This window comes from Duganella sp. GW821-FHT07G03, assembly GCF_059418605.1.
Genome location: NZ_JBWKQE010000005.1, coordinates 224,851 through 245,825 on the forward strand (window position 1 = coordinate 224,851; position 20,975 = coordinate 245,825).

Consider the following 20,975-nt stretch of genomic DNA (forward strand, 5'->3'; position numbering starts at 1 on the left):
CCTCCTAGGGTAATTCCGCCGATCCCATGCGGCGCAGGATCACGCCGGTGCGCCGCGCCAAATAGCCCGAATCGCGGTGCTTGTCGAAGAAGCGCGGATTGGGCAACATCACCGCCAGCTTGGCCGCCTGGGCCGCGCCCAGGTTGGCCGCGCTGACGCCATAATAATGCCGCGCCGCCGCCTCGGCGCCGAAGGTGCCGGTGCCGAACTCCACCACGTTCAGGTAGATCTCGAAGATGCGTTCCTTGTCCATCAAGGTTTCCAGCATGTAGGTGATGATCAGCTCCTGGCCCTTGCGCACATAGCTGCGCGAGCCCGACAGGAACAGATTCTTGGCCAGTTGCTGGGTGATGGTCGAGCCGCCCGACACCACCTTGTGCTTCTTGTTGTTCTTCTCGTAGGCCTTTTGCAGCGCATCCCAGTCGACGCCCTCGTGCTCGGAGAAATTGGCGTCCTCGGAGGCGATGATGGCGCGCTTGAGGTTGTTCGAGATGCGGCTGTACGGTACCCACATCTGCTGGATGTTGGCGTCCGGGTTCTTCTCGCGCAGCACCGAGCGCTGCTCGCGCATGAAGCTGGTGGTCGACGGATTATGGTCGACCCACCACCAGATCTGCAGGAAGAAGTACAGTTGCACGACCAGCACCAGCAGTACCGGCAGGATGAAGATCCACTTCACCCAGCGCCATTTGCCCGCCTTGGCCGCGCTCACAGTTTTGCCCGCAGCGATAGCAGCACGTCGGCGGTGGCCGGCTGCACGCCGCGCCACAGGCTGAACGCCTCGGCGGCCTGCTCGACCAGCATGCCCAGGCCGTCGCGCAAGCGTGCGCCGTGCTGGCCCGCGAACTGCAAGAATACCGTGGGGGAGGCTCCGTACATCATGTCAAACGCCAGCGAACCGGGCGCGAAGACCGACGGCGACACCGGCGGCAATTCAGCGCTCAGGCTGGCCGAGGTGGCGTTGATGACGATGTCGAACGCGCCCTCGATGTCGCCATAGCCGCAGGCCGAGACCACGCCCTCGCCGCCCAGCGCGGCGAACTGTTCGACCAGCGCCTCGGCCGTGGCCACGGTGCGGTTGGCGATGACCAGCTGCGCCGGCCGATGTTCCAGGATCGGCAGCACCACGCCGCGCGCGGCCCCGCCCGCGCCCAGCAGCAGCACGCGCTTGCCGGTGATCGGCACGCCGGCGTTGTTGACGATGTCCGCCACCAGGCCAGCGCCGTCGGTGTTGTCGCCAACGATGCCGTCCTCGGTGAAGTGCAGCGTGTTGACGGCGCCTGCCGCGCGGGCGCGGATGGTCAGCGCCTGCGCCAGCTTCACCGCGTCCAGCTTGAACGGCACGGTGACGTTGGCCCCAAGGCCGCCCTCGGCGATGAAGGCTTGCACGGCGGCGGCGAAGCCGTCCACCGGCGCCAGCCGTTTTTCATACGTCAGTTCCTGCCCGGTCTGGGCCGCGAACGCGGCGTGGATCTCGGGTGATTTGCTATGGGCAATCGGATTGCCAAATACGCAGTAGCGGTCCATCAACGTCCTCCGCCGCTTAAGTCGGCTTGTAGTTTGTCTTCGCGGGTGAATTTGAACGTCGTGACGATCACCCACAGGTCATCTTTTTCGTTCGACAGCATATTCGGCGGGAACTTGCCGAACGGCGCAGCGCGGCGCACGATGTTCATCGCCGCCTCGTCCAGCGCGGTGTTGCCGGAGCTGCGGTCGACCTTGATGCCACCGTCCCGCTCGTAGATCGTGCCGTCCTGGAACACCGGGATCGACAGCACCAGCTGGCCGTACAGCTTGCGGCCATTCTGCTGCGGGAAGTTCAGCGTGCCGATGTCTTCGATCCGTTTCTGGATCGCCTTGTAGTACATCGCGTAGCCCACCCCGCGCGTGCTCGGCGTGATGAAGGTTTTCTTCGGACGCTTGTTCTGGTCCTCGATGGTTTCACTGATCTCGGCGGCGCGGCGGGCGATGGCCTTGCTGGCGTCGAGCAGGTCGGCGCCGGTCGGCAGCGGATCGGGCTTGGTCTTTTCCGTCACCGGCGGCGCGGTGAATGGGGTCTGCCTGGCCGCTTGCGTCAGCAGGTTCTGCTGTTGCTGTTCCAGCTCGGCGATGCGGCGCTTGGCGGCCTTGATGCTGTCGCCCGCTTCCATCTTGCGCATATCGGGCATGGGCGATTTGGAACGGCCCTTGTCGACGGTGCCGCCGCCGTCCAGGTTAGCCTGGGCCAACGCGTCGGCCTTCAGCGGCGCCTTGCTGTGCTTGGCGTTGACCAGGATCACTTCCAGCCCCGGATCGGTGGCTTGCACCGGCGTCGGACTCGGCGCGACAAAGTGCACCGCGAGCAAGGCGCCATGCGCCATCAGCGAGAGACCGATGGCGAGGTACAGCAAGCGATTTTCTCTGATAGACTTCACGCGAGGCCGGGGTAGAAAAGATAGGGCTGATTTTACGTCAAAGCAAGCGCCGGGCTGCGGGTTTTATTCCGCCGCCGGCTCCTCGGCGGCGGCCTCGACCGCCACTTCCGGCGCATCCACCGCTTCTTCCGGCGCATCGCCCGCTTCCTCGTCCTCGTAGTCCAGCTCGGCATCGGCGGCCACCGCGTCGGTGGTCGGGATCTCCAAGATGCGCGCTTCGATGGTCAGGTCCACCTCGTCCCAGCGCAGGATGTCCAGCTTGACCTGCGCGCCGCGCGCCACTTGCGGCATGCCCGGCAGGCGGATGATCAGCGGAATATCGACCAGGCGCAGCACCTCGTCCTTGAGCACCACGGCCTCGACCTGGCGCGCCTCCTGCTGGCCCAGCCAGCGCAGGCACCAGTAGCGTTCCATGTTCGACTGGTGATCGCCGTAGGCCGAGTAAGCCGCGTCGAACTGCGACACGATCGCGAACAGGTTGGCGTCCTTGTGCTTGAAATGCGCGACCAGCGGCGCGGTCACGCCGTGCTCGGCGCAGGCCAGGATCTGCCACTGGTTGACCAGGTCGGTATAGCGGCGCAGCGGCGAGGTGCTCCATGCGTACTGGTCCACGCCCAGGCCCTGGTGCGGCGCCGCATGGGTCAGCATGCGCACCTGCATCTTGGCGGCCCAGCCGCCCACGCCCTGGCCCTGGCTGCGGTAGATGCCCGGCACGCCATGGTCGTTCATCAGCTTGCCCCAGGTGCTGTTGGCGAAGATCATCAGCTCGGCGACGATCTTGTCCAGCGGCGCGCCGCGCTTGCGGCGGCTGACGGTGACCACGTCGTCTTCCACGTAGAAGTTGAAGTCCACGCGGTTGTTCTGTTCCGGCTTCAGGCCGAAGCCTTCGCGCTTGACCATGCGCGCCGCTTCCAGCACTTGCGCCCATTGCCAGATCAGGCCCAGCGATTCCTTGTGCGGATACTCGCCCTCGCCGCTGGCCAGGGTTTCCTCGTTGACCAGGTCGTCCAGGTCGTTGTGGCGCAGGTTGTTCGCGATCGGCACCATCTCGGCGCGGGTCTCGGTGGCCAGCACCGACCAGTCGGCCGGGTTCAGGGTGGCGTACAGCGACAGCGCCGGGCAGGTCTTGCCTTCGGCCAGCGTGAACGCTTCGACGATGGCATCCGGCAGCATGGTGATCTTATCGCCAGGCATGTAGACGGTGGACATGCGCGCGCGCGCCATCTTGTCGACCGCGTCGTCCGGCTGTATGCCCAGGCCAGGCGCGGCGATGTGGATGCCGATCCTGACGTTGCCGTCGTCCAGCTTGGTGACCGAGAAGGCGTCGTCGATCTCGGTGGTGGTGACGTCGTCGATCGAGAACGCTTGCACGTTGGCCAGCGGCAGCTTGGTCGGCGCCACGGGCACCGGCACGTCCGTGAAGCCGGCGCCGCGCGGGAAGTTCTCGAACAGGAACTTGGCCATGTGCAGCGCCTTCGGCGACGCCACGCCGCCGGCCGCCAGCATCAGCCGCTGCGGATTGGTGTGCAGCTCGTTGCAGGCGGCTTCCAGCGCCTTGTATTCGATCGAATTCTTGTCCGGCTTGAACAGCAGCTGCATGACGATGTTCTGCATCGAGGCCGGCAGCTGGTTGGCCTTCAGCTCTTCGACGTACCCGGCCTGCACCAGCGCCTGCTGTTTCTTTTTCTCGATGCCGGCCTGGGCCGCGCGCAGCGATTGCTCGGGCGCGGCCTTGTAGCGGCCGCGGCCTTTTTTGTAGAAGTAGATCGGCGCCGAGTGCAGGCTCAGGATCAGGCCGGCGGCTTCGGCCGGCAGCGGCGTGTGGCCGAAGTACTCGGCGCCCAGTTCGGCGAAACCGAATTCCTCCTCGCCCGCCACTTCCCACAGGAAGTCGAGGTCGATGTCGGCCGCGACCGCCTTGGCCTGTTCCATCAAATCCGTCGGCGACGGCTTCTCGTACTGCAGCAGCACGTCCTTGATCTTGACCTTGGTGCGCTTGCCGCTGGCCATTTCAACCTGGTAGGCCTCGCCGGCTTGCGACATCATGGAGCCGACCTTGAAATCGCCGGATTCTTCGAAAAATAGATTCATTGCTAGCTTCTGTTCGTTGTTATTAGTTTCAATTCCAGTACGGAAGGCAGAAACACTTCCGTCACCAGCAGAGTACCCTGACGGCGCCGATATAAACAGCGCCGTGCATATAATATGAGTTCTTGCGGACCGTCCAAGCCAAGCGCCTTGCGCGCGCGCTGCGCCAGGGGATGTCCTTCCCGCAATCTTGCAAATTCCAAAACACCGCGCCGCACTTGCGGGTCGCCAAACAAGGTCGATCCCAGCGAGCGCTCGCCCAGTGCGCTGAACAAGGGCCAGTCCGTGGCCGTGGCCGACATCGGCACCACCGTGTGCGCGAACACCACCGGCGTATTATCACACCGCAGCAGCACTTCCCTCTCCCAGACGCGGCCGGGCCGGTGCATGCCGATCGCCACCGCCTCGTCCGTCAGGCAGCGCGCCGTGGTCTGATGCAGGCACTGCACGCGGAACGCCTGGCTATGATCCTTCAGCTTGGCGGTCAGCGAACCGTCGGCCGTCAGCCACTGGCGGTAGGCGGGCGGCGCATTCAACGCCAGCACATGCGGCCGCCATTGCGTCTGCCGCAGCGAAGCACCACGTGTGGCGACCGTCACTGCTTGGCCTCGATACCGCAAAACTCCAGCACGGACTCCACATAGTCGGGGAACTCGGAAATGGCGTGGTCGCTGCCTTCGATGACCTGCTGGCGCGCGCCCGCATAGTGCGCCACCATGTCGCGATAGTCCAGCACTTCGTCGCCGGTGGCGGCGATCAGGAAGTAGCGCTGCTGGCGCGTGACCGGATTGACGGCCAATGCGCGCAGCTCTTCGATATATTCCTGCTTGAACTCGAACGGCTCGTCGGAATGGTATTGCGTGGTCACGCCGACGTGCTTATCCAGGTCCTTGAGCGGCACGATGGCCGGATTCAGCAACGCTGCGCGGCAGCCGATGCGCTCGGCCAGCCAGGTGGCGTAGTAGCCGCCCAGCGAGGAACCGACGATGGTCAGCTCGCCGGCGGGGATGCCCTCTATTAAAGAGAGCGCCAATTCCATCGCCAGCTTCGGCGAGGCCGGCAGCTGCGGGCAGATGAACTGGTCCGACAAGCCCAGCGCCGCCATGCGTTCGCCCATCACGCGCGCCTTCATCGATTTCGGCGACGAACGGAATCCGTGCAGATAGAGAATCATTGCGCCAGCGCTTCCAGGATCTTGTTGTGCACGCCGCCGAAGCCGCCGTTGCTCATCACCAGGATCTGGTCGCCCGGCTGCGCGGCCTTGACGATGGCCGCGACCAGCACGTCGACGTCTTCATAGGCGCTGGCGATCTGGCCCAGCGGCGCCAGCGCGTCGCCCAGGCTCCAGCCCAGCGCCTGCTGGCTGCCGAAGCCGAACACCAGGTCGGCGTCGGACAGGCTGCCCGGCAGCGCATCCTTCATCGCGCCCAGTTTCATGGTGTTGGAGCGCGGCTCCAGCACGGCCAGGATGCGCGCAGTCTTGCCGATCTTCTGGCGCAAGCCGCCGACGGTGGTGGCGATGGCGGTCGGATGGTGGGCGAAATCGTCATAAACAGTAATACCGTTTACCACGCCGCGCACCTCCATGCGGCGCTTGACGTTCTCGAAAGTGGCCAGCGACTTGGCCGCCTGCGCCACCGGCACGCCGACGTGGCGGGCGGCGGCGATCGCGGCCAGCGCGTTGGCGCGGTTATGCTTGCCGGTGAGTTGCCACTCCACGTGGCCGGCCACTTCGCCGCCGAAGATCACGTCGAAGCTGCCGTCATCGTATTCCTTCATCGCCCAATCGGCGCCCTCAGCGCCGCCGAAGCCTTCCTTCTCGCTCCAGCAGCCGCGCTTGAGCACGCGCTGCAGCGCGGCTTCGTCGGCGTTGAACACGACGCGGCCGATGCCCGGCACGGTGCGCACCAGGTGATGGAATTGGGTTTCGATCGCGCCCAGATCGGGGAAGATGTCGGCGTGATCGTATTCGAGGTTGTTCAGGATCGCGGTCTTGGCGTGGTAGTGCACGAACTTGCTGCGCTTGTCGAAGAAGGCGGTGTCGTACTCGTCGGCCTCAATGACGAAGAAGATCGAATCTTTGTCGCCTTGCATGCGGGCCGAGACGCCGAAGTTCATCGGCACGCCGCCGATCAGGAAGCCGGGCGCGTAGCCGGCGTCTTCCAGGATCCAGGTCAGCATGGCCGAGGTGGTGGTCTTGCCGTGCGTGCCGGCCACGGCCAACACCCATTTGTCTTTTAATATGTGGTCGCCGATCCACTGCGGGCCGGAGACGAACGGCAGGCCGCGGTTCATGATCTCTTCGATCAGCGGATTGCCGCGCGAAACTACGTTGCCGATCACGTACAGGTCGGGGTTGAGCTGCACCTGCTCCGGGCCGAAGCCCTGTATCAGTTCTATGCCCTGGGCTTCCAGCTGGGTGCTCATGGGCGGATAGACGTTGGCATCGCAGCCCGTCACGCGGTGGCCCGCTTCTTTAGCCAGGACAGCCAGGCCGCCCATGAAGGTGCCGCAAATACCGAGGATATGAATGTGCATAGTGATCAAGACGACGAATGAATACGGGATTTTACCCGACCCGACGCCCTTTTCCCGGTTAAGAGTATTATCTCGTCCATGACGCCGAATGTTATCGAAGAAGTCCTGCTGCTGCGTGCGGAGATCGCCGCGGCCGCCGCACGCCTGATCGCCCAGGACGGCCTGGACTACAACGCCGCCAAGCGCAAGGCCGCCAAGCAGATCCTCGGCGACACCCAGCCGCCGCCCAACCTGCTGCCGGACAACGCCCAGATCGAGGCGGAAGTGCGGATCTACCAGTCGCTATTCCATGCCGACACCCAGCCCGCGCGCCTGTTCCGGCTGCGCACCCTGGCGGTCGACATCATGGACGGCCTGGCCGCCTTCCATCCCTACCTGACCGGCGCCGTCTTGAATGGCACGGCCGGCCCGCACGACGACATCCACTTGCAGCTGTTCGCCGACAGCGCCAAGGAGGTGGAGATCTTCCTGCTGAACCGTAATTTGCAAATCGACATCTCCGAGACGCCGCACTTCAAGGGTCCGCGCCACGGCTCGGTCGAAACCGTCAGCTTCATGTGGCACAAGGAAGGCGTGCACGCCGCCCTGTATGAGCTCGACGACTTGCGCGGCGCCGTCAAAACCCGCGGCGACGGCAAATTGATGCGGGCCGATATCGCCGCCGTGCGCGCCCTGCTAGTTAACAGTGTCCACCCAAGTACTCCCGAAACTCCGAACGAACCTCAACCATGAACCAAAAACATCTCGCCGCCTACGTTGTTATCGCTTTGCTATTCGGCGCCTCCGGCGCTTATGTCGGCTTAAATAAAAAACCGCCGGCGCCGCCGATCACCACCACCCAGCCGGCCGGCGTCACCGGACCGGTGGACGCCTTATATAAGCAGTCGCTGCCGGACGCAAAAGGCGTGTCGCAGTCGCTGGCCCAATATAAGGGCAAGGCCATGCTGGTCAATTTCTGGGCGCCGTGGTGCGGCCCCTGCGTGCAGGAGATGCCGGAGCTGTCGGCGCTGGCCGCCGGAGAAGAGGGTAAGAAGCTGCAAGTTATCGGAATTGGTATCGATTCGCCAACAAATATCGCCGAATTTAGCGACAAGTTCAAAATCAGCTACCCGGTCTTCGTGGCCGGCATGGCCGGCACCGACCTCTCGCGCTCGTTCGGCAACGGCGGCGGCGGCCTGCCCTACACGGTGCTGATCGGCGCCGACGGCCAGGTCAAGAAGACCTATCTGGGCCGCCTGAAGTTTGACGAGCTGCGCAAGGACCTCGCAACTCTGTAAATAGTTTTGCAAGTTTTTTTCTCTTGCCAATGCCGGCGGTTGGCGGCAAAATGCGGAACTTTCGCGGAAAACGGTCCTGAACCATGGCAAAAAACCTCCTACTGCTCAACGGTCCCAACCTGAATTTACTGGGTAGCCGCGAGCCAGAGGTCTACGGCGCTAGCACTTTGGCCGACATCGAACACGCAGCCCAGGCGCAAGCCCAGGCAGCGGGCGCGAGCTTGTCCTGCTTCCAGAGCAACCACGAAGGGGCGCTGATCGACCGCATCCATGCCGCCAGAGCGGAAGGCGTGGACGCCATCGTCATCAATCCGGGCGGCCTGACGCATACCAGCGTGGCCCTGCGCGACGCCCTGGCGGGCGTGGCGATACCGTTTGTTGAAGTGCATATTTCGAATATTTACCAGCGCGAGTCGTTTCGCCACCACTCTTTTCTCAGCGCGATCGCTATAGGTACTATTTGCGGACTGGGTATCGAAGGATATCGGTTTGCCATCGACTTCGTTCTTAAAAAGCGATAATCTACGCGATCTGCGCGCAATTTCGCGCGGTTCCGCCCACAAGGCGCACCGCTCCATACTTACATAACAAAGACATTCCTGGGGGTTACATGGATTTACGCAAGCTGAAGACCTTGATTGATTTGGTCGCGGAATCGGATATCGCCGAACTCGAAGTGACCGAAGGCGAGAGCAAAGTACGTATCGTCAAGTCGTCCGCCATGCCGCAAAACCAGATGGTGATGATGCAGCCGCAAGGCATGCCGCAATACCACGCCGCCCCGCCAGCCGCACCTGCCGCCGCACCGGTGGCCGTGGTCGCCGCCGAGCCGACCGGCCACGTGGTCAAGTCGCCGATGGTCGGCACCTTCTACCGCTCGTCCGCACCTGGCTCGCCGGCATTTGTCGAAGTGGGCGCCGTGGTCAAGGAAGGCGACACCCTGTGCATCATCGAAGCGATGAAGCTGCTGAACGAAATCGACGCCGACAAGTCCGGCACGATCACCCAGATCCTGGTCGAGAACGGCCAACCGGTCGAATTCGGCCAACCGCTGTTTGTGATAGGCTAAGACCGGCCTGCGCCCTCCCCATCGGTGACGGGCGCGCCGGCTTGGTCCGCATTCCCTCCTCTACCTGACGTTACCGGCCTGCCGGTGCTCACAGACATACGCGAACCTATCATGTTTGAAAAAATCCTCATCGCCAACCGTGGCGAAATTGCCCTCCGTATCCAGCGCGCTTGCCGCGAACTGGGCATCAAGACGGTTGTGGTCCACTCGGAAGCAGACAAAGACGCCAAATACGTGAAGTTGGCGGATGAATCGGTGTGCATCGGCCCTGCGCCATCGACGCTCAGCTACCTGAACATGCCAGCCATCATCAGCGCCGCCGAAGTGACGGACGCCGAAGCGATCCACCCGGGCTATGGCTTCCTGTCGGAAAACGCCGACTTCGCCGAACGCGTGGAAAAATCCGGCTTCGTCTTCATCGGCCCCCGCTCGGAATCGATCCGCCTGATGGGCGACAAGGTCTCCGCCAAGCAAACCATGATCAAGGCCGGCGTGCCGTGCGTGCCAGGTTCGGAAGGCGCGTTGCCGGATGATCCAAAGGCGATCGTGCAAATTGCGCGCAAGGTCGGCTACCCGGTCATCATCAAGGCGGCTGGCGGCGGCGGTGGCCGCGGCATGCGCGTGGTGCATACCGAAGCCGCGCTGATCAACGCCGTGGCGATGACCAAGACCGAAGCGGGCACCGCCTTCGGCAATCCGGAAGTCTACATGGAGAAGTATCTGGAAAATCCGCGTCACGTGGAAATCCAGATCCTGGCCGACGAACACAAGAACGCCGTCTGGCTGGGCGAACGCGACTGCTCGATGCAGCGCCGCCACCAGAAGGTCATCGAAGAGGCGCCAGCGCCTGGCATCCCGCGCAAGCTGATCGAAAAAGTCGGCGACCGCTGCGCCGAAGCCTGCCGCAAGATCGGCTACCGCGGCGCCGGCACCTTCGAGTTCCTGTATGAGAACGGCGAGTTCTACTTCATCGAGATGAACACCCGCGTACAGGTCGAACACCCGGTCACCGAAATGATCACCGGCATCGACATCGTGCAGGAACAGATCCGCATCGCCGCCGGCGAGAAGCTGCGCTTCCGCCAACGCGACGTGATGCTGTCCGGCCACGCCGTCGAGTGCCGCATCAACGCCGAAGACCCGTTCAAGTTCACGCCGTCGCCAGGGCGCATCACTTCCTGGCACGTGCCGGGCGGCCCGGGCGTGCGCGTCGACTCGCACGCTTATGCGGGGTATTATGTACCGCCGCACTACGATTCGATGATCGGCAAGGTGATCACCTACGGCGCCACCCGCGAGCAGGCGATCCGCCGCATGCAGATCGCGCTGTCGGAAATGGTGGTCGAGGGCATCCAGACCAACATCCCGCTGCACCGCGAGCTGATGGTCGACGCCCGCTTCATCGAAGGCGGCACCAACATCCATTACCTGGAACAAAAGCTGGCAGACATGCCAGACCTGCATAAACTGAGTTTGAGTAACAAGGCGCCACAATAATGAGCTGGACTGAAATCGTCATCGAAATCGCCCGCGACCACGCGGAAGCACTGTCGGAAGCCCTGATGGACGTGGGCGCGCTGTCGGTGTCCGTGGAAGACGCGGACGAAGGCACCGACGCGGAACGTCCGCTGTTCGGCGAGCCGGGCATGGAACCGACCGAAGCGGCGTGGGATCACAGCCGCGTGGTCGCCCTGACCAACGAAGACGACGACCAGGCCGTGATCGTGGCGGCCGCCGCCGGCCAGGTCGGCCTGACCACCTTGCCGAAGTTCACCACCCGCAAGGTGGAAGAGCAGGACTGGGTGCGTCTGACGCAGTCGCAGTTCGCGCCCATCCACATCGGCAAGAACATCTGGGTCGTGCCGAGCTGGCACGAAGCGCCGGACGCCAACGGCCTGATCCTGGAACTGGATCCCGGCCTGGCCTTCGGCACCGGCTCGCACCCGACCACCCGTCTGTGCATGGAGTGGCTGGAAGCGAATCCGGCGCCGGGCAAGACCGTGCTCGACTACGGTTGCGGTTCCGGCATTCTGGCCATGGTGGCCAAGAAGGTCGGCGCCGGCGAAGTGGTCGGCGTGGACATCGATCCGCAGGCGATCGAATCGGCGGCCGACAACGCGGTGCGCAACAAGTGCGAGATCGAGTACTTCCTGCCGGACACCTTCGCGCAATCGAAGCACGCCACGCAACGTTTCGACATCGTGGTCGCCAACATCCTGTCGAGCCCGCTGAAACTGATGGCGCCGATGCTGTCGGGCCGCGTGGCCGACGGCGGCGCGCTGATCCTGTCCGGCGTGCTGGCGCGCCAGGCCGAGGAAGTGGCCGCCGCCTACGCCCCGTTCATCAAGCTGGGCGTGTGGGCTGAGCAAGACGGCTGGGTGGCGCTGCACGGCCGTCTCGGCAGCGATGTGGTTCCCGCGGCACGCTAACCACAGCAATGGCGCTCGCCACCAAATGCCCCCACTGCAACACGATATTTCGGGTCGCCCATGACCAGTTGAAATTACGTGGGGGCATAGTGCGCTGTGGCTCCTGTAATGAAGTCTTTGACGGCAACGCGGCCCTGCTGGAGCCGCTCGCCGCGGCGCCCCCGGCGCCCTCCCCTTCCCCCTCTCTGCTGCCTGACACCAAGCCCTTCGACCAGAAGATGGCCGCGCTGGATACCCGCGCCGCCGAAGTGCTGGGCAGCGACACCGCCGAACCCATCTACACGCTCGAGCTCGACACCGCGATGGACGCGGCCGAAGCGCTCGCGCATGCCGACGCGCCCGCCGCCGTCGAGCCCGAACCGCCGGCCGACGCCGGCCAGCCCGACGACGACGGCCGCTACGACGACGAAGCGATCGCCACCAGCCCGCTGGCCTTGCCGGCCGAGCCGCCCGACCTGCCAGCCGCCGTGGAGGCCGCGCTGGACCTCGACCTGGACGTGGAGCCGGACGCTGAACCTGCGCCTGCGCCTGAGCCTGAGCCCGCTCTATCCGCAACCCAGGAACCGCACTGGGATGCCGAACCCCATGCCGAGCCGTTCGAAAACGCGCTCAGCATCGAAGCCATATCGGATGAGGAACTGGACGCCGCGCTGGAAGCCGAACTGGCCGTCATCGAGCACGATGCCGCCGAGCCCGAATCCTCGCCGATCGCCTTCACCTCCATGCTGGCCGACCAGCGCCGCGAGCCGACGCTGGACGCAGCGCCGGCCGCCGCCGCCGCCATCAGCGAGGCCGAGCGCTTCAACGAGCTCGACGAAGTTGACGAAGAGGCGCTGGTGCAGCTGTCCTCCGCCGGCCTGGCCGAAGCCCAGGTCCAGGCCGTCCACGCGCACGCGCTCCTGCCGGACGAGCCCGTCACCGAAGAAGCCGCCGCCGAAGACGCCGCCGAGGAACCCGGCTTCATCAAGCGCGACCGCCGCCGCCAGAAGTTCGGCAAGGCCGCGACCATCGCCATGAGCCTGGGCACGCTGCTGCTGCTGGCGACCCTGGCGGCCCAGGGCCTGACCACCTTCCGCAACCAGATCGCCGCCGCGCTGCCGCCGCTCAAGCCGGCGCTGACGGCCGCCTGCAACGCGCTCGGCTGCAAGATCGAACTGCCGGCGCAGATCGACGACCTCGGCATCGAACAGGGCGAGCTGCAAACCCTGAGCGAGACCACCTTCTCCTTCGCCACCCAGCTGCGCAACCAGAGCGCCACCGCGCAAGCGTGGCCGCACATCGAACTGGTGCTCGACGACGCCAGCGACAAGGCCGTGTTGCGCCGCGTGTTCACGCCGCGCGACTACCTGGGCGCCGACGTCGCGCTCGACAAAGGCTTTGCCCCGCACACCGAACAATCTGTCAAACTGTACTTCGAATTGAGCCAGCTGAAAGCATCCGGCTATCACATCGCAGTCTTCTATCCTTAAAGACCTATCATGACCCAGACCTCTTTGATTTGTGGCTCGATCGCCATCGACACCATCCTGCAATTCCCCGGCCGCTTCGACAGCATCCTGCTGGCCGACCAGCTGCACAAGGTCAACGTCTCCTTCCTGGCGCCGACCATGCGCACCGAGTTCGGCGGCTGCGCGCCCAACATCGCCTACAACCTGCAGATGCTGGGCGGCGAGCCGCGCATCGTCGGCGTGATGGGCCAGGACAACAGCGCCTACATGGAGCGCTTCCGCAAGCTGGGCCTGTCCACCGAGAACATCCTGATCAAGCAGGAAGCCTACAACGCCCAGTGCTTCGTCACCGCCGATGAAGACAACAACCAGATCAACGCCTTCCACCCTGGCGCCATGTCCTACGCGCACGAGAACGACGTCGCCAAGGCTGGTCCTGCCGCGCTCGCCATCATCTCGCCGGACGGCCACCTGGGCATGAAGAAGCACGCGGTCGACCTGGCCAAGCTGCAGATCCCGTTCATCTTCGATCCGGGCCAGCAACTGCCGATGTTCAGCGGTGAAGAGCTGATCGAGTTCATCAACCAGGCCACCTACGTCACCGCCAACGACTACGAGATCGAACTACTGATGGACCGCACCGGCCTGACCGTGCCGGACATCGCCAGCCGCCTGGAAGCGCTGATCATCACCCGCGGCGAAAAGGGTTCGGAAATTTACACCGGCGGCCAGCGCATCGAGATCCCGGCCGTGCCGGTGGCAGCGGCGATCGACCCGACCGGCTGCGGCGACGCCTACCGCGCCGGCCTGCTGTTCGGCATCACCAAGGGCTGGAAGTGGGAAACCACCGGCCGCCTGGCCAGCCTGCTGGGCGCGATCAAGATCGCCAGCAAAGGCGCGCAGAACCACTCGCTGACGGCCGCCGAGATCGCCGACCGCTTCGAAGCCGCCTTCGGCTACCGCTACTGATCAGTACGGCGCGCTGTAGGCGCGCGAAAAAAAAGCCCCGTCTGCACTGAGCGCGATCTTGAGCGCGTTCAGGCCGACGGGGCTTTTTACTTGAAGGACGGGTCAGCGTCCGCTGAACAGCATGCCCAGCACCAGCAGCGCGATCTGCAGCAGGATCAGCGCCACCAGCAGCGACAGGTCCAGGTTGCCGACCAGCGGCACCACGCGGCGCAGCGGCCGCAGCAGCGGCTCGTTGAGCGCGCGCACGAACGGCGCCAGCGGCGCATGCGGGTTCACCCAGCTGAAGATCGCCTCGATCACCAGCAAGGCCATGAAGCCGTACAAAATCCACTCCAGGAAGCGCTGGAAGGCCATCAGCAGCACCAGCGGCGTGGTCCAGCCGGCCAGATACATCACCGAGGTGGCCAGCAGCACGATCAGGAAGGCGCCGATCAGGCTGGCCCAGTCATAGCCGCCCACACCGGGCACGATGCGGCGCAGCGGGCGCACCAGCCAGTCCGACAGCTGGAAGGTAAATTGGGCCACCGATGCCGGCGGGCGGACACGGATCGCTTGCATCCAGAAACGTAACAATAAAGCCCCGCCCAACAGGGTGGCGATGGCGTCGACAATCAACTTAACGATACTGAGCACGAGTCCCCTCCAAAAAAAAGCCGCTGTGTGATTGTCTCACACAGCGGCCCATTGCCTCAGCAGGCATCCAAGCTATTTAATTAGCTAGGACGGGTGCTGGTTGGGAACGGCCAAGCTGCGGCCGGTGCCAACACGGTTTTTGCTGCAGGAGCGGCGGCCGGAGCTGGAGCGGCTGGCTTGGCGACAGCTTCCTTCTTCGGTGCAGCAGCCTTTTTAGGCGCAGCTTTTTTCGCGACTGGCTTGGCAGCGGCAGGAGCGGCGGCTGCCACTACTGGAGCTGCGGCCGGAGCGGCTACCGGTTTAGCGGCGGCCTTCTTGGCGACTGGCTTTTTAGCTGCTGGCTTAGCGGCCGCTTTAACCGGCTTTTTTGCTGCTGGCTTAGCCGCGGCCTTTGCAGCCGGTTTGGCTGCTGCTTTTACCACTGGTTTTTTGGCGACAGCTTTTTTAGCTGCTGGCTTGGCTGCTGCTTTAGCGGCTGGCTTGGCGGCCGGTTTGGCGGCGACTTTTTTCGCTGCTGGTTTAGCGGCTACTTTTTTCGCTGCTGGCTTGGCTGCCGCTTTTTTTGCTGCTGGTTTAGCGGCTGGCTTGGCTGCTGCTTTTTTAGCTGCTGGCTTGGCGGCGGCTTTGGCGACGACTTTTTTCGCTGCTGGCTTGGCGGCGACTTTCTTCGCTGCTGGCTTGGCTGCTACTTTTTTCGCTGCTGGTTTAGCGCTCGACTTCGCAGTCGAGCCTTTGGCGACGACTTTTTTCGCTGCTGGTTTAGCCGCTACTTTTTTCGCTGCTGGCTTGGCTGCTGCTTTTTTCGCTGCTGGTTTAGCGGCTGGCTTGGCTGCGGCTTTTTTAGCGACTGGCTTGGCGACAGCTTTTTTCACTGCTGGTTTAGCTGCTGCTTTTGCTGCTGGCTTGGCTGCTGGTTTAGCGACTGCTTTTTTCGCGACTGGCTTGGCAGCGGCTTTTTTCACAGCTGGTTTAGCGGCTGGTTTGGCGGCAGCTTTTGCTGCTGGCTTGGCGGCGGCTTTCGCTGCGACAGGCTTCTTCGCTGGGGCGGCGGCTTTAGCTGCCGGTTTCTTTGCTGCTGGTTTCTTTGCGGCTGTTGCCATTTTTAGTTCTCCTTCATCGGGGATGGGAAAAATTCATTACAAGATTTAAACCCGTCCGGCCCGGAATTAGGCCAGGCGAATTATTCATCGGCACAAACGAACGACGGTTTGCGCTAATGAATTCGGCACCAGCTGAACTGCTGCAACCCCTCACGAGTGCAGCACTTCAGCCATCAACCTGGTCGCCGTCCGTGGCCGGTCGGCGCTCAGGTACAAAATCTTGTTGCGACGTTTTGCGGGTGGTCGGGCGTGTACTCAGCTCCATGGACCTACGTCGCAGCCCCACACGGTTTTCGTTTTCAAACAAAAAACCGCCCAGCCCGAACCTAATCAGGCAAGACGGCTAAATAAAAACGGTGTGGTCTTGTGCATATCTGTGTGAATCTGTATCCCGTATCGCGATCATCTCTGCGGCGTGTGTGACTGCAAAATTCTGCGCACTTCAAAACACGTCTTTTCAATCTCGTAAAGTACACGAAAACCTTGTCGGTGCGCAACCAGCACGATAGATATTCACGCGCTTTTTTTCGCGTTAAGCGCTTCAACTCACATGCGCATGCCGATTCCGCATGCCCGCTTGCGTCGTCGCGTGGCGATGTGCGCGCTCTATCGAGTTCGAAAAAAACGTTCGCGGTGTCGCGCGAAAAAGGTGCGATTCAAAGCGCGCCTTGTGCCGTCTGGGTTTCTGCGACGCTGCCGTCGCCGGCGAAAAAACTGCGCCACCCACTTCCGAATTCGAGAGCGCTTGCGCATCGCTTGCGCGCCGCCGCTACTCACTGTTTTAATTTCGTCGCGATTATGAGACAGAGTGCGGCGAATGGCAAGCACAATACAGCGGTGCACGCCACTGCTGATGCGCTGCGATGCGGATCGCGGCGCTGTTCGCGCATCGCGCGCGCATGCGCGACGCGGCGCGCGATCGGATCACGCGCATCGCTCGTCGTCATTTTTGCGGCACGTTCATGTCGCCGGCGAAGCGCTTCATCAAGCACCATCGGTCACGTCGTTCGGCCACGCGCCTATCGGCCGTCAACTCGGCGACGCTGTTCTCGCACGCGCGGTCGATGGCGTTCACCATCTCGCGGCCGCGCTGCGAGTACGCAGCCTCGGATGGAAATCGGCGGCGGTACTGATCAGCCGCTACGATTGTTTACGCTATTGAATAGCGGCGGCCAGTCGCTGCTGCGCTATGAGCCGGTGTCGCGCGGATCCGGTTAGACATACGCTCGACAGCGCATTGTTGGCTATGCGACAATCGCCGCCGGTTCAGCATCCGCCGACGCAAACACTTGAACCTCTTCGACCAGCTGCTCCACCAAAGCAAACGCCTTTACGCGCAGCGCGGGGCATTCATCTTCATTGCGGCCTTCGCCGCCGCCAGCACGCTCGGATCTCTCCTCATGGGCGCCGTGTGCCAACTGCTATCGCTGCAATGTCCACCGTACTGGCGGCAGGCATTCCCTGCGGGATCGCGCTTGGACTGGCTTACGTCAGCCTGGTCGACCAGGGCAAGGGACGTGCATTCGTCATCGTCACGGCGATCCATGCGCTGCACAACCTGGTCGCCTCCGTCATAGCGTTGGCCTAGTCACTTGCGCCGCCGATCTGGTATGCGATCGCGGCGTCTTCAATGCGGTCTTCAACATCTGCGACGACCACGCCAAAAAATATTCGTGGCCGATGAGCTGCGACCGCGATCCGCAGCGCCACGATCAAGGCCATCAGCCCCGCCATCGCCGCCGATAGCAAACGGCTGGCGCGGGACGGAATTGTGGAGGCGGTTGATTGATGTTAGTCTGCGCGAGTTGTAAAAAAAGCATCCACCCTATTCCACTTCACCACACGGAGCATCCATGTCATATCACTTGCGGCACTTACGCTGGCTAGGCCTGAGCGCTTGCCTGGCCGCCGCTTTCGGCCACGCGCAATTACCGGCGCCGTTGACCACCGGCCATCCACACCTGATGGTCAACCAGGCCCGGTTCGACGGCTTGAAAACCCGGCTGCCGATCGCGCCAGCCAACTTCCCCGCAGCTGGCGGCACCATCGAGTTCGATTGGACGCCGCGCGCGAAGGGACCTTTCGATCAGAAGGACGACGCCATTTTCGGCGCCGTCGGCGGCACCCGCAACAGCATCCTTATCCGGCATGCGGATGGCAGCGACGGCAATGGCTACATTGGTCTCCAGATCGGATTGCAGCAAAAGAAGGTCGCTTCGGTCGACGGCTACTGGGTCGCCGACACCGTCATTACACTACCCCGGGATACAAAAGTTCACATCGCGCTGAACTGGGACAGCGCGAAGCGCCAAGCCAGCTATGCCATCGACCACGGCGCGCCCATAACCATGAAGTGGAAGGGGATGGTCGGCAGCCCGGCCGAACATTGGGAGGCCAACGAGCAAGTCTTTGAAATCGGCGCGCGCCATGGAGAGCAAGTCGGCAAGTTCCAGGTGCGGGACCTGCAGGGAGCGGCCGTCTTCGACCATCAGGAAGACGATCTGGGCATGATGGCCATGAGCTGGCGCGACTTCATCGCCAACGTCGACAACTACCGGAACACGCTGGCCGCTTGCGCGCCGACGGCGACGCCTGCGGCGGAGCCGTCTACGTGCGATGTCGCCAAAGGAAATCAGGATTCGATCTTCCAGATTGCCGAACAGCTCGCGCTCGCCTACAAGCTGGGCGGCGACAGGAAGTACCTGGACGCCGCCCGCAAATACATCGACCTGATCACCCAAGTGCCCGTCAACGCCGGCGGCGAGTACGCGATGGGCGGCAGGGTGGCGGCGCTCGGCATCATCTACGACTGGCTGTATAACGAATTGGACGACACCCCATCGAGCGGCACGCCGGTCTATCGCTCGCTGATCCCGACCATTATCAAGAAGACGATCCAGTCCGGCGACACCCAGGCGGACTTGAGCAATTACCTGTGCGATTACAAGACCGACGACCACGGCACAGCCATTGTGAATATCCGTCCCGCCAGCGATCCGGTGGTCGACTGCGCCGTCAAGCCGATCTACGACTACCGGAACTGGAACCGCAATGCGAATCCGCACGTGCCCTCGCTGGCGCCCTACTATATAGGCGGCCACCAGATCAGCGACATCAGCAGCACAGCCTTCGGCGTGCTCGCCATCGCGGCCGAATATCCGGAAGTGCTGCCGCTGATCGACACCCTGTACGCGCATTTCGACCAGGGTTTCTGGCCGGCGAAGGCGCAAGTATCCGTCGACGGCGGCCACCAGATGGGCTTTGGCTACAGCCTGGAAGGCAACCTGGCCGCAACCCTGCAGTTGTGGCGCAGCGCCTTCGACACCGGCTCCAGTCCCGCGGTTTTCCAGGGCGAGTGGCAAAATAAAATGATCTACCCGTATATTTACGGCCTGCGCAGCAACCTGAGTTACCCGGCGCGGGGCGATAATTTCGATTTGACCGGCAACCACATCGCGGTCGCCAAGCTGGCCTTGATGGCGGCAAGCCAGGCCGGCGACGGCATCGCGCAAGCGTTCTACCGGCAGCAGATCCAGGGCAGCCGTGCCACCCAAACCAGCAATCTGCTGGAACTGCTCTACTTCCCGCAGGCGAACAGCGCGCCGGTGGGCGATATCTCCACGCTGCCGCTGTCGCGCCACTTCCGCGTGGGAGGACTGGTGGTCGCGCGCGACCGCTGGGACTACGCCAATGCCACCGTGCTCGACTTCAAGGCGTCGAACTTCTCCAGCGACAATCACCAGCACTTCGACCAGAACAGCTTCAACCTGTACTACAAAGCGCCGCTGCTGCTCGACTCCGGCGCCTACGACACCTATACATCACAGCACCGCTTCAACTACTACACCCGCACCATCGCCCACAACACGATCACGGTCTTCAAGGCGGATGAACAGTTCAAGCGCTATGACAATTTGTATAGCAACGACGGCGGCCAGTGGTATCCGACCCGGGAAACGATGTACCCGACGCTGGGCGACATCCAGCCCGGCGGCATTAACTACCAGGACGGCATCGTCAACTACGAGTACGACCCGCGCTACACCTATGTGCGCGGCAATGCCAGCAAAGGCTATTCGAGCGTGAAGCTGGATCAGGCCAGCGGCTTCCTGCGCAGCCTGATCTTCCTGCCATCCAGCCCATTCTGGGGCGCCCCTGTCACGGTGGTGTTCGACACCGTACGTCCTGCCGCGAGCGGGCTGGAAACCACCTTTCTGCTGCACATGACGAATGAACCGGCGGCGGCGGTCGGCGCCCCCCATCAGGGCAGCGGCCGCTACCAGCTGGGCTTCGCCGCCGGCGCGCCGCGCCAGCTCACCGTCCGCAACGGGGGCGGCATGGCCACCATCCAGACGCTGCTGCCGGAAAACGCCACCGTCCTCAAAGTGGGCGGCACCTCGGCCAGCTGCCCGCAGGTGAGCCAGGTCACCGGCAACGACGGCGGCATGGCCAACGATTGCCGCTATACCGTGCGCGACACCCGGTCCGGCGGCGCCGTCTGGCGCAATTATGCGCCGACGACCGACGCCGACAACTCCAAGGTCGCCAAGGCGGACTTCGGCGCCTGGCGTCTGGAGGTCGGCGGCGCCGCCTCGCAGGCCAATGTGCCGCAATACTTCCTGCATGTCATCGGCGTGGCCGACAACGACAACGGCAGCGGCCTGTCCGCCATGCCGTCCGCCCAGCGTCTGGTGGCCGATAGCGACACCGAAGCCGTGCGGCTGGGCACCAGCACCGTGATCCTGTTCAACCGTAACAGCGCGCCGGCGGCCAGCTTGTCCTTCGTGGCCGACCTGAGCCAGCCGTCCATCCTGGCCACCGGCCTGAAGCCGAATGCGGCCTATGCCCTGCTGACCACCACGGTGGCCGGCGGCACCCGCTTCCAGCTGACGGAAGCCAGCGACGGCAGCGCCACGCTGCGCAGCAGCAGCGAGGGGGTCGTCACGCTGAACTTCTAAGCGCGCATAAAAAAACGGACTCCGAGGAGTCCGTTTTTTGATGGCCGCAGCC

The 20,975-nt window shown here is 63.4% G+C and carries 22 protein-coding genes; 11 read left to right on the plus strand and 11 right to left on the minus strand.

Features of this window, described 5'->3' with window-relative positions:
• Positions 1-4: 4 nt before the first annotated feature.
• The 7 genes from mtgA to mpl form a co-directional block, all read right to left on the minus strand.
• A complete protein-coding gene (mtgA, locus tag AC07OK_RS09670; RefSeq protein WP_494690109.1) occupies positions 5-712 on the minus strand; it encodes a monofunctional biosynthetic peptidoglycan transglycosylase in 708 nt (235 codons plus the stop codon).
• Entirely contained in the window at positions 709-1,527 is an 819-nt protein-coding gene (aroE, locus tag AC07OK_RS09675) for a shikimate dehydrogenase (RefSeq protein ID WP_494690110.1), read from the minus strand. Before aroE ends, mtgA begins: the two co-directional genes overlap by 4 nt.
• Positions 1,527-2,360, minus strand: coding sequence for a TonB family protein (locus AC07OK_RS09680; protein WP_494690166.1), 834 nt, complete (start codon positions 2,358-2,360; stop codon positions 1,527-1,529). The genes aroE and AC07OK_RS09680 overlap by 1 nt, the downstream gene beginning before the upstream one ends.
• A 117-nt stretch (positions 2,361-2,477) precedes the next feature.
• Positions 2,478-4,505 carry a ribonuclease catalytic domain-containing protein gene (locus tag AC07OK_RS09685; RefSeq protein ID WP_494690111.1) on the minus strand — a complete coding sequence of 676 codons (2,028 nt, stop codon included), beginning with the start codon at positions 4,503-4,505 and terminating at the stop codon, positions 2,478-2,480.
• 2 nt (positions 4,506-4,507) lie between these two features.
• Positions 4,508-5,101 (minus strand): chorismate--pyruvate lyase family protein, encoded by a 594-nt coding sequence (locus AC07OK_RS09690; RefSeq protein ID WP_494690112.1) that lies wholly within the window; start codon positions 5,099-5,101, stop codon positions 4,508-4,510.
• Positions 5,098-5,676: a YqiA/YcfP family alpha/beta fold hydrolase gene (locus AC07OK_RS09695; protein WP_494690113.1), complete on the minus strand. Its 579-nt coding sequence runs from the start codon at positions 5,674-5,676 to the stop codon at positions 5,098-5,100. The genes AC07OK_RS09690 and AC07OK_RS09695 overlap by 4 nt, the downstream gene beginning before the upstream one ends.
• Positions 5,673-7,040 (minus strand): UDP-N-acetylmuramate:L-alanyl-gamma-D-glutamyl-meso-diaminopimelate ligase, encoded by a 1,368-nt coding sequence (mpl, locus tag AC07OK_RS09700; protein ID WP_494690114.1) that lies wholly within the window; start codon positions 7,038-7,040, stop codon positions 5,673-5,675. The genes AC07OK_RS09695 and mpl overlap by 4 nt, the downstream gene beginning before the upstream one ends.
• 78 nt (positions 7,041-7,118) lie before the next feature.
• Between mpl and AC07OK_RS09705 the strand changes: the two genes are divergently transcribed.
• From AC07OK_RS09705 to AC07OK_RS09740, 8 genes are all read left to right on the plus strand, one after another.
• Complete coding sequence (locus tag AC07OK_RS09705; RefSeq protein ID WP_494690115.1) at positions 7,119-7,772, plus strand: hypothetical protein; 654 nt, start codon at positions 7,119-7,121, stop codon at positions 7,770-7,772.
• A complete protein-coding gene (locus AC07OK_RS09710; protein ID WP_494690116.1) occupies positions 7,769-8,317 on the plus strand; it encodes a TlpA family protein disulfide reductase in 549 nt (182 codons plus the stop codon). Before AC07OK_RS09705 ends, AC07OK_RS09710 begins: the two co-directional genes overlap by 4 nt.
• A gap of 83 nt (positions 8,318-8,400) precedes the next feature.
• Complete coding sequence (aroQ, locus tag AC07OK_RS09715; protein WP_020701157.1) at positions 8,401-8,838, plus strand: type II 3-dehydroquinate dehydratase; 438 nt, start codon at positions 8,401-8,403, stop codon at positions 8,836-8,838.
• An 89-nt stretch (positions 8,839-8,927) separates the two neighbouring features.
• Positions 8,928-9,386, plus strand: coding sequence for an acetyl-CoA carboxylase biotin carboxyl carrier protein (accB, locus tag AC07OK_RS09720; RefSeq protein ID WP_494690117.1), 459 nt, complete (start codon positions 8,928-8,930; stop codon positions 9,384-9,386).
• A gap of 111 nt (positions 9,387-9,497) precedes the next feature.
• A complete protein-coding gene (gene accC, locus AC07OK_RS09725) occupies positions 9,498-10,883 on the plus strand; it encodes an acetyl-CoA carboxylase biotin carboxylase subunit (RefSeq protein WP_492927771.1) in 1,386 nt (461 codons plus the stop codon).
• On the plus strand, positions 10,883-11,815 hold the full coding sequence (prmA, locus tag AC07OK_RS09730) for a 50S ribosomal protein L11 methyltransferase (RefSeq protein ID WP_494690118.1): 933 nt from the start codon (positions 10,883-10,885) through the stop codon (positions 11,813-11,815). The genes accC and prmA overlap by 1 nt, the downstream gene beginning before the upstream one ends.
• Positions 11,816-11,823: 8 nt before the next feature.
• Positions 11,824-13,284: a DUF3426 domain-containing protein gene (locus tag AC07OK_RS09735; protein ID WP_494690119.1), complete on the plus strand. Its 1,461-nt coding sequence runs from the start codon at positions 11,824-11,826 to the stop codon at positions 13,282-13,284.
• A gap of 9 nt (positions 13,285-13,293) precedes the next feature.
• Entirely contained in the window at positions 13,294-14,232 is a 939-nt protein-coding gene (locus AC07OK_RS09740) for a carbohydrate kinase family protein (protein ID WP_494690120.1), read from the plus strand.
• Between the two features lie 102 nt (positions 14,233-14,334).
• Here the strand turns inward: AC07OK_RS09740 and AC07OK_RS09745 are convergent, their stop codons facing one another.
• Together AC07OK_RS09745 and AC07OK_RS09750 are read right to left on the minus strand one after the other, a co-directional pair.
• A complete protein-coding gene (locus AC07OK_RS09745; RefSeq protein WP_494690121.1) occupies positions 14,335-14,865 on the minus strand; it encodes a YggT family protein in 531 nt (176 codons plus the stop codon).
• 80 nt (positions 14,866-14,945) lie between these two features.
• Positions 14,946-15,965, minus strand: coding sequence for a transcriptional regulator (locus AC07OK_RS09750; RefSeq protein WP_494690122.1), 1,020 nt, complete (start codon positions 15,963-15,965; stop codon positions 14,946-14,948).
• A gap of 863 nt (positions 15,966-16,828) precedes the next feature.
• Here AC07OK_RS09750 and AC07OK_RS09755 point away from each other — a divergent pair.
• Positions 16,829-17,098 carry a hypothetical protein gene (locus AC07OK_RS09755; RefSeq protein WP_494690123.1) on the plus strand — a complete coding sequence of 90 codons (270 nt, stop codon included), beginning with the start codon at positions 16,829-16,831 and terminating at the stop codon, positions 17,096-17,098.
• 111 nt (positions 17,099-17,209) lie between these two features.
• On the opposite strand, the gene AC07OK_RS09760 is transcribed toward AC07OK_RS09755, so the two are convergent.
• Positions 17,210-17,383 carry a hypothetical protein gene (locus AC07OK_RS09760; protein WP_494690124.1) on the minus strand — a complete coding sequence of 58 codons (174 nt, stop codon included), beginning with the start codon at positions 17,381-17,383 and terminating at the stop codon, positions 17,210-17,212.
• A gap of 14 nt (positions 17,384-17,397) precedes the next feature.
• Between AC07OK_RS09760 and AC07OK_RS09765 the strand changes: the two genes are divergently transcribed.
• Entirely contained in the window at positions 17,398-17,553 is a 156-nt protein-coding gene (locus AC07OK_RS09765) for a hypothetical protein (protein ID WP_494690125.1), read from the plus strand.
• On the opposite strand, the gene AC07OK_RS09770 is transcribed toward AC07OK_RS09765, so the two are convergent.
• Positions 17,550-17,687, minus strand: a complete 138-nt coding sequence (locus AC07OK_RS09770) for a hypothetical protein (protein ID WP_494690126.1) — start codon at positions 17,685-17,687, stop codon at positions 17,550-17,552. The two genes, AC07OK_RS09765 and AC07OK_RS09770, sit on opposite strands and share 4 nt — an antisense overlap.
• A 131-nt stretch (positions 17,688-17,818) precedes the next feature.
• Here AC07OK_RS09770 and AC07OK_RS09775 point away from each other — a divergent pair, with 131 nt between their 5' ends.
• The gene (locus AC07OK_RS09775; protein WP_494690127.1) at positions 17,819-20,923 is read left to right on the plus strand and encodes a heparinase II/III domain-containing protein; all 3,105 of its coding nucleotides are present in this window, start codon (positions 17,819-17,821) and stop codon (positions 20,921-20,923) included.
• Positions 20,924-20,975: the final 52 nt, after the last annotated feature.

Bases quoted from the DNA above. Each gene is read 5' to 3' on its own strand.
- aroE (WP_494690110.1), bottom strand. From the start codon at position 1,527: ATGGACCGCTACTGCGTATTTGGCAATCCGATTGCCCATAGCAAATCA.
- AC07OK_RS09680 (WP_494690166.1), bottom strand. From the start codon at position 2,360: ATGGCGCATGGCGCCTTGCTCGCGGTGCACTTTGTCGCGCCGAGTCCG.
- AC07OK_RS09685 (WP_494690111.1), bottom strand. From the start codon at position 4,505: ATGAATCTATTTTTCGAAGAATCCGGCGATTTCAAGGTCGGCTCCATG.
- AC07OK_RS09695 (WP_494690113.1), bottom strand. From the start codon at position 5,676: ATGATTCTCTATCTGCACGGATTCCGTTCGTCGCCGAAATCGATGAAG.
- mpl (WP_494690114.1), bottom strand. From the start codon at position 7,040: ATGCACATTCATATCCTCGGTATTTGCGGCACCTTCATGGGCGGCCTG.
- AC07OK_RS09705 (WP_494690115.1), top strand. From the start codon at position 7,119: ATGACGCCGAATGTTATCGAAGAAGTCCTGCTGCTGCGTGCGGAGATC.
- AC07OK_RS09710 (WP_494690116.1), top strand. From the start codon at position 7,769: ATGAACCAAAAACATCTCGCCGCCTACGTTGTTATCGCTTTGCTATTC.
- aroQ (WP_020701157.1), top strand. From the start codon at position 8,401: ATGGCAAAAAACCTCCTACTGCTCAACGGTCCCAACCTGAATTTACTG.
- accB (WP_494690117.1), top strand. From the start codon at position 8,928: ATGGATTTACGCAAGCTGAAGACCTTGATTGATTTGGTCGCGGAATCG.
- accC (WP_492927771.1), top strand. From the start codon at position 9,498: ATGTTTGAAAAAATCCTCATCGCCAACCGTGGCGAAATTGCCCTCCGT.
- prmA (WP_494690118.1), top strand. From the start codon at position 10,883: ATGAGCTGGACTGAAATCGTCATCGAAATCGCCCGCGACCACGCGGAA.
- AC07OK_RS09735 (WP_494690119.1), top strand. From the start codon at position 11,824: ATGGCGCTCGCCACCAAATGCCCCCACTGCAACACGATATTTCGGGTC.
- AC07OK_RS09740 (WP_494690120.1), top strand. From the start codon at position 13,294: ATGACCCAGACCTCTTTGATTTGTGGCTCGATCGCCATCGACACCATC.
- AC07OK_RS09750 (WP_494690122.1), bottom strand. From the start codon at position 15,965: ATGGCAACAGCCGCAAAGAAACCAGCAGCAAAGAAACCGGCAGCTAAA.
- AC07OK_RS09755 (WP_494690123.1), top strand. From the start codon at position 16,829: ATGCGGATCGCGGCGCTGTTCGCGCATCGCGCGCGCATGCGCGACGCG.
- AC07OK_RS09765 (WP_494690125.1), top strand. From the start codon at position 17,398: ATGTCCACCGTACTGGCGGCAGGCATTCCCTGCGGGATCGCGCTTGGA.
- AC07OK_RS09770 (WP_494690126.1), bottom strand. From the start codon at position 17,687: ATGGCCTTGATCGTGGCGCTGCGGATCGCGGTCGCAGCTCATCGGCCA.
- AC07OK_RS09775 (WP_494690127.1), top strand. From the start codon at position 17,819: ATGTCATATCACTTGCGGCACTTACGCTGGCTAGGCCTGAGCGCTTGC.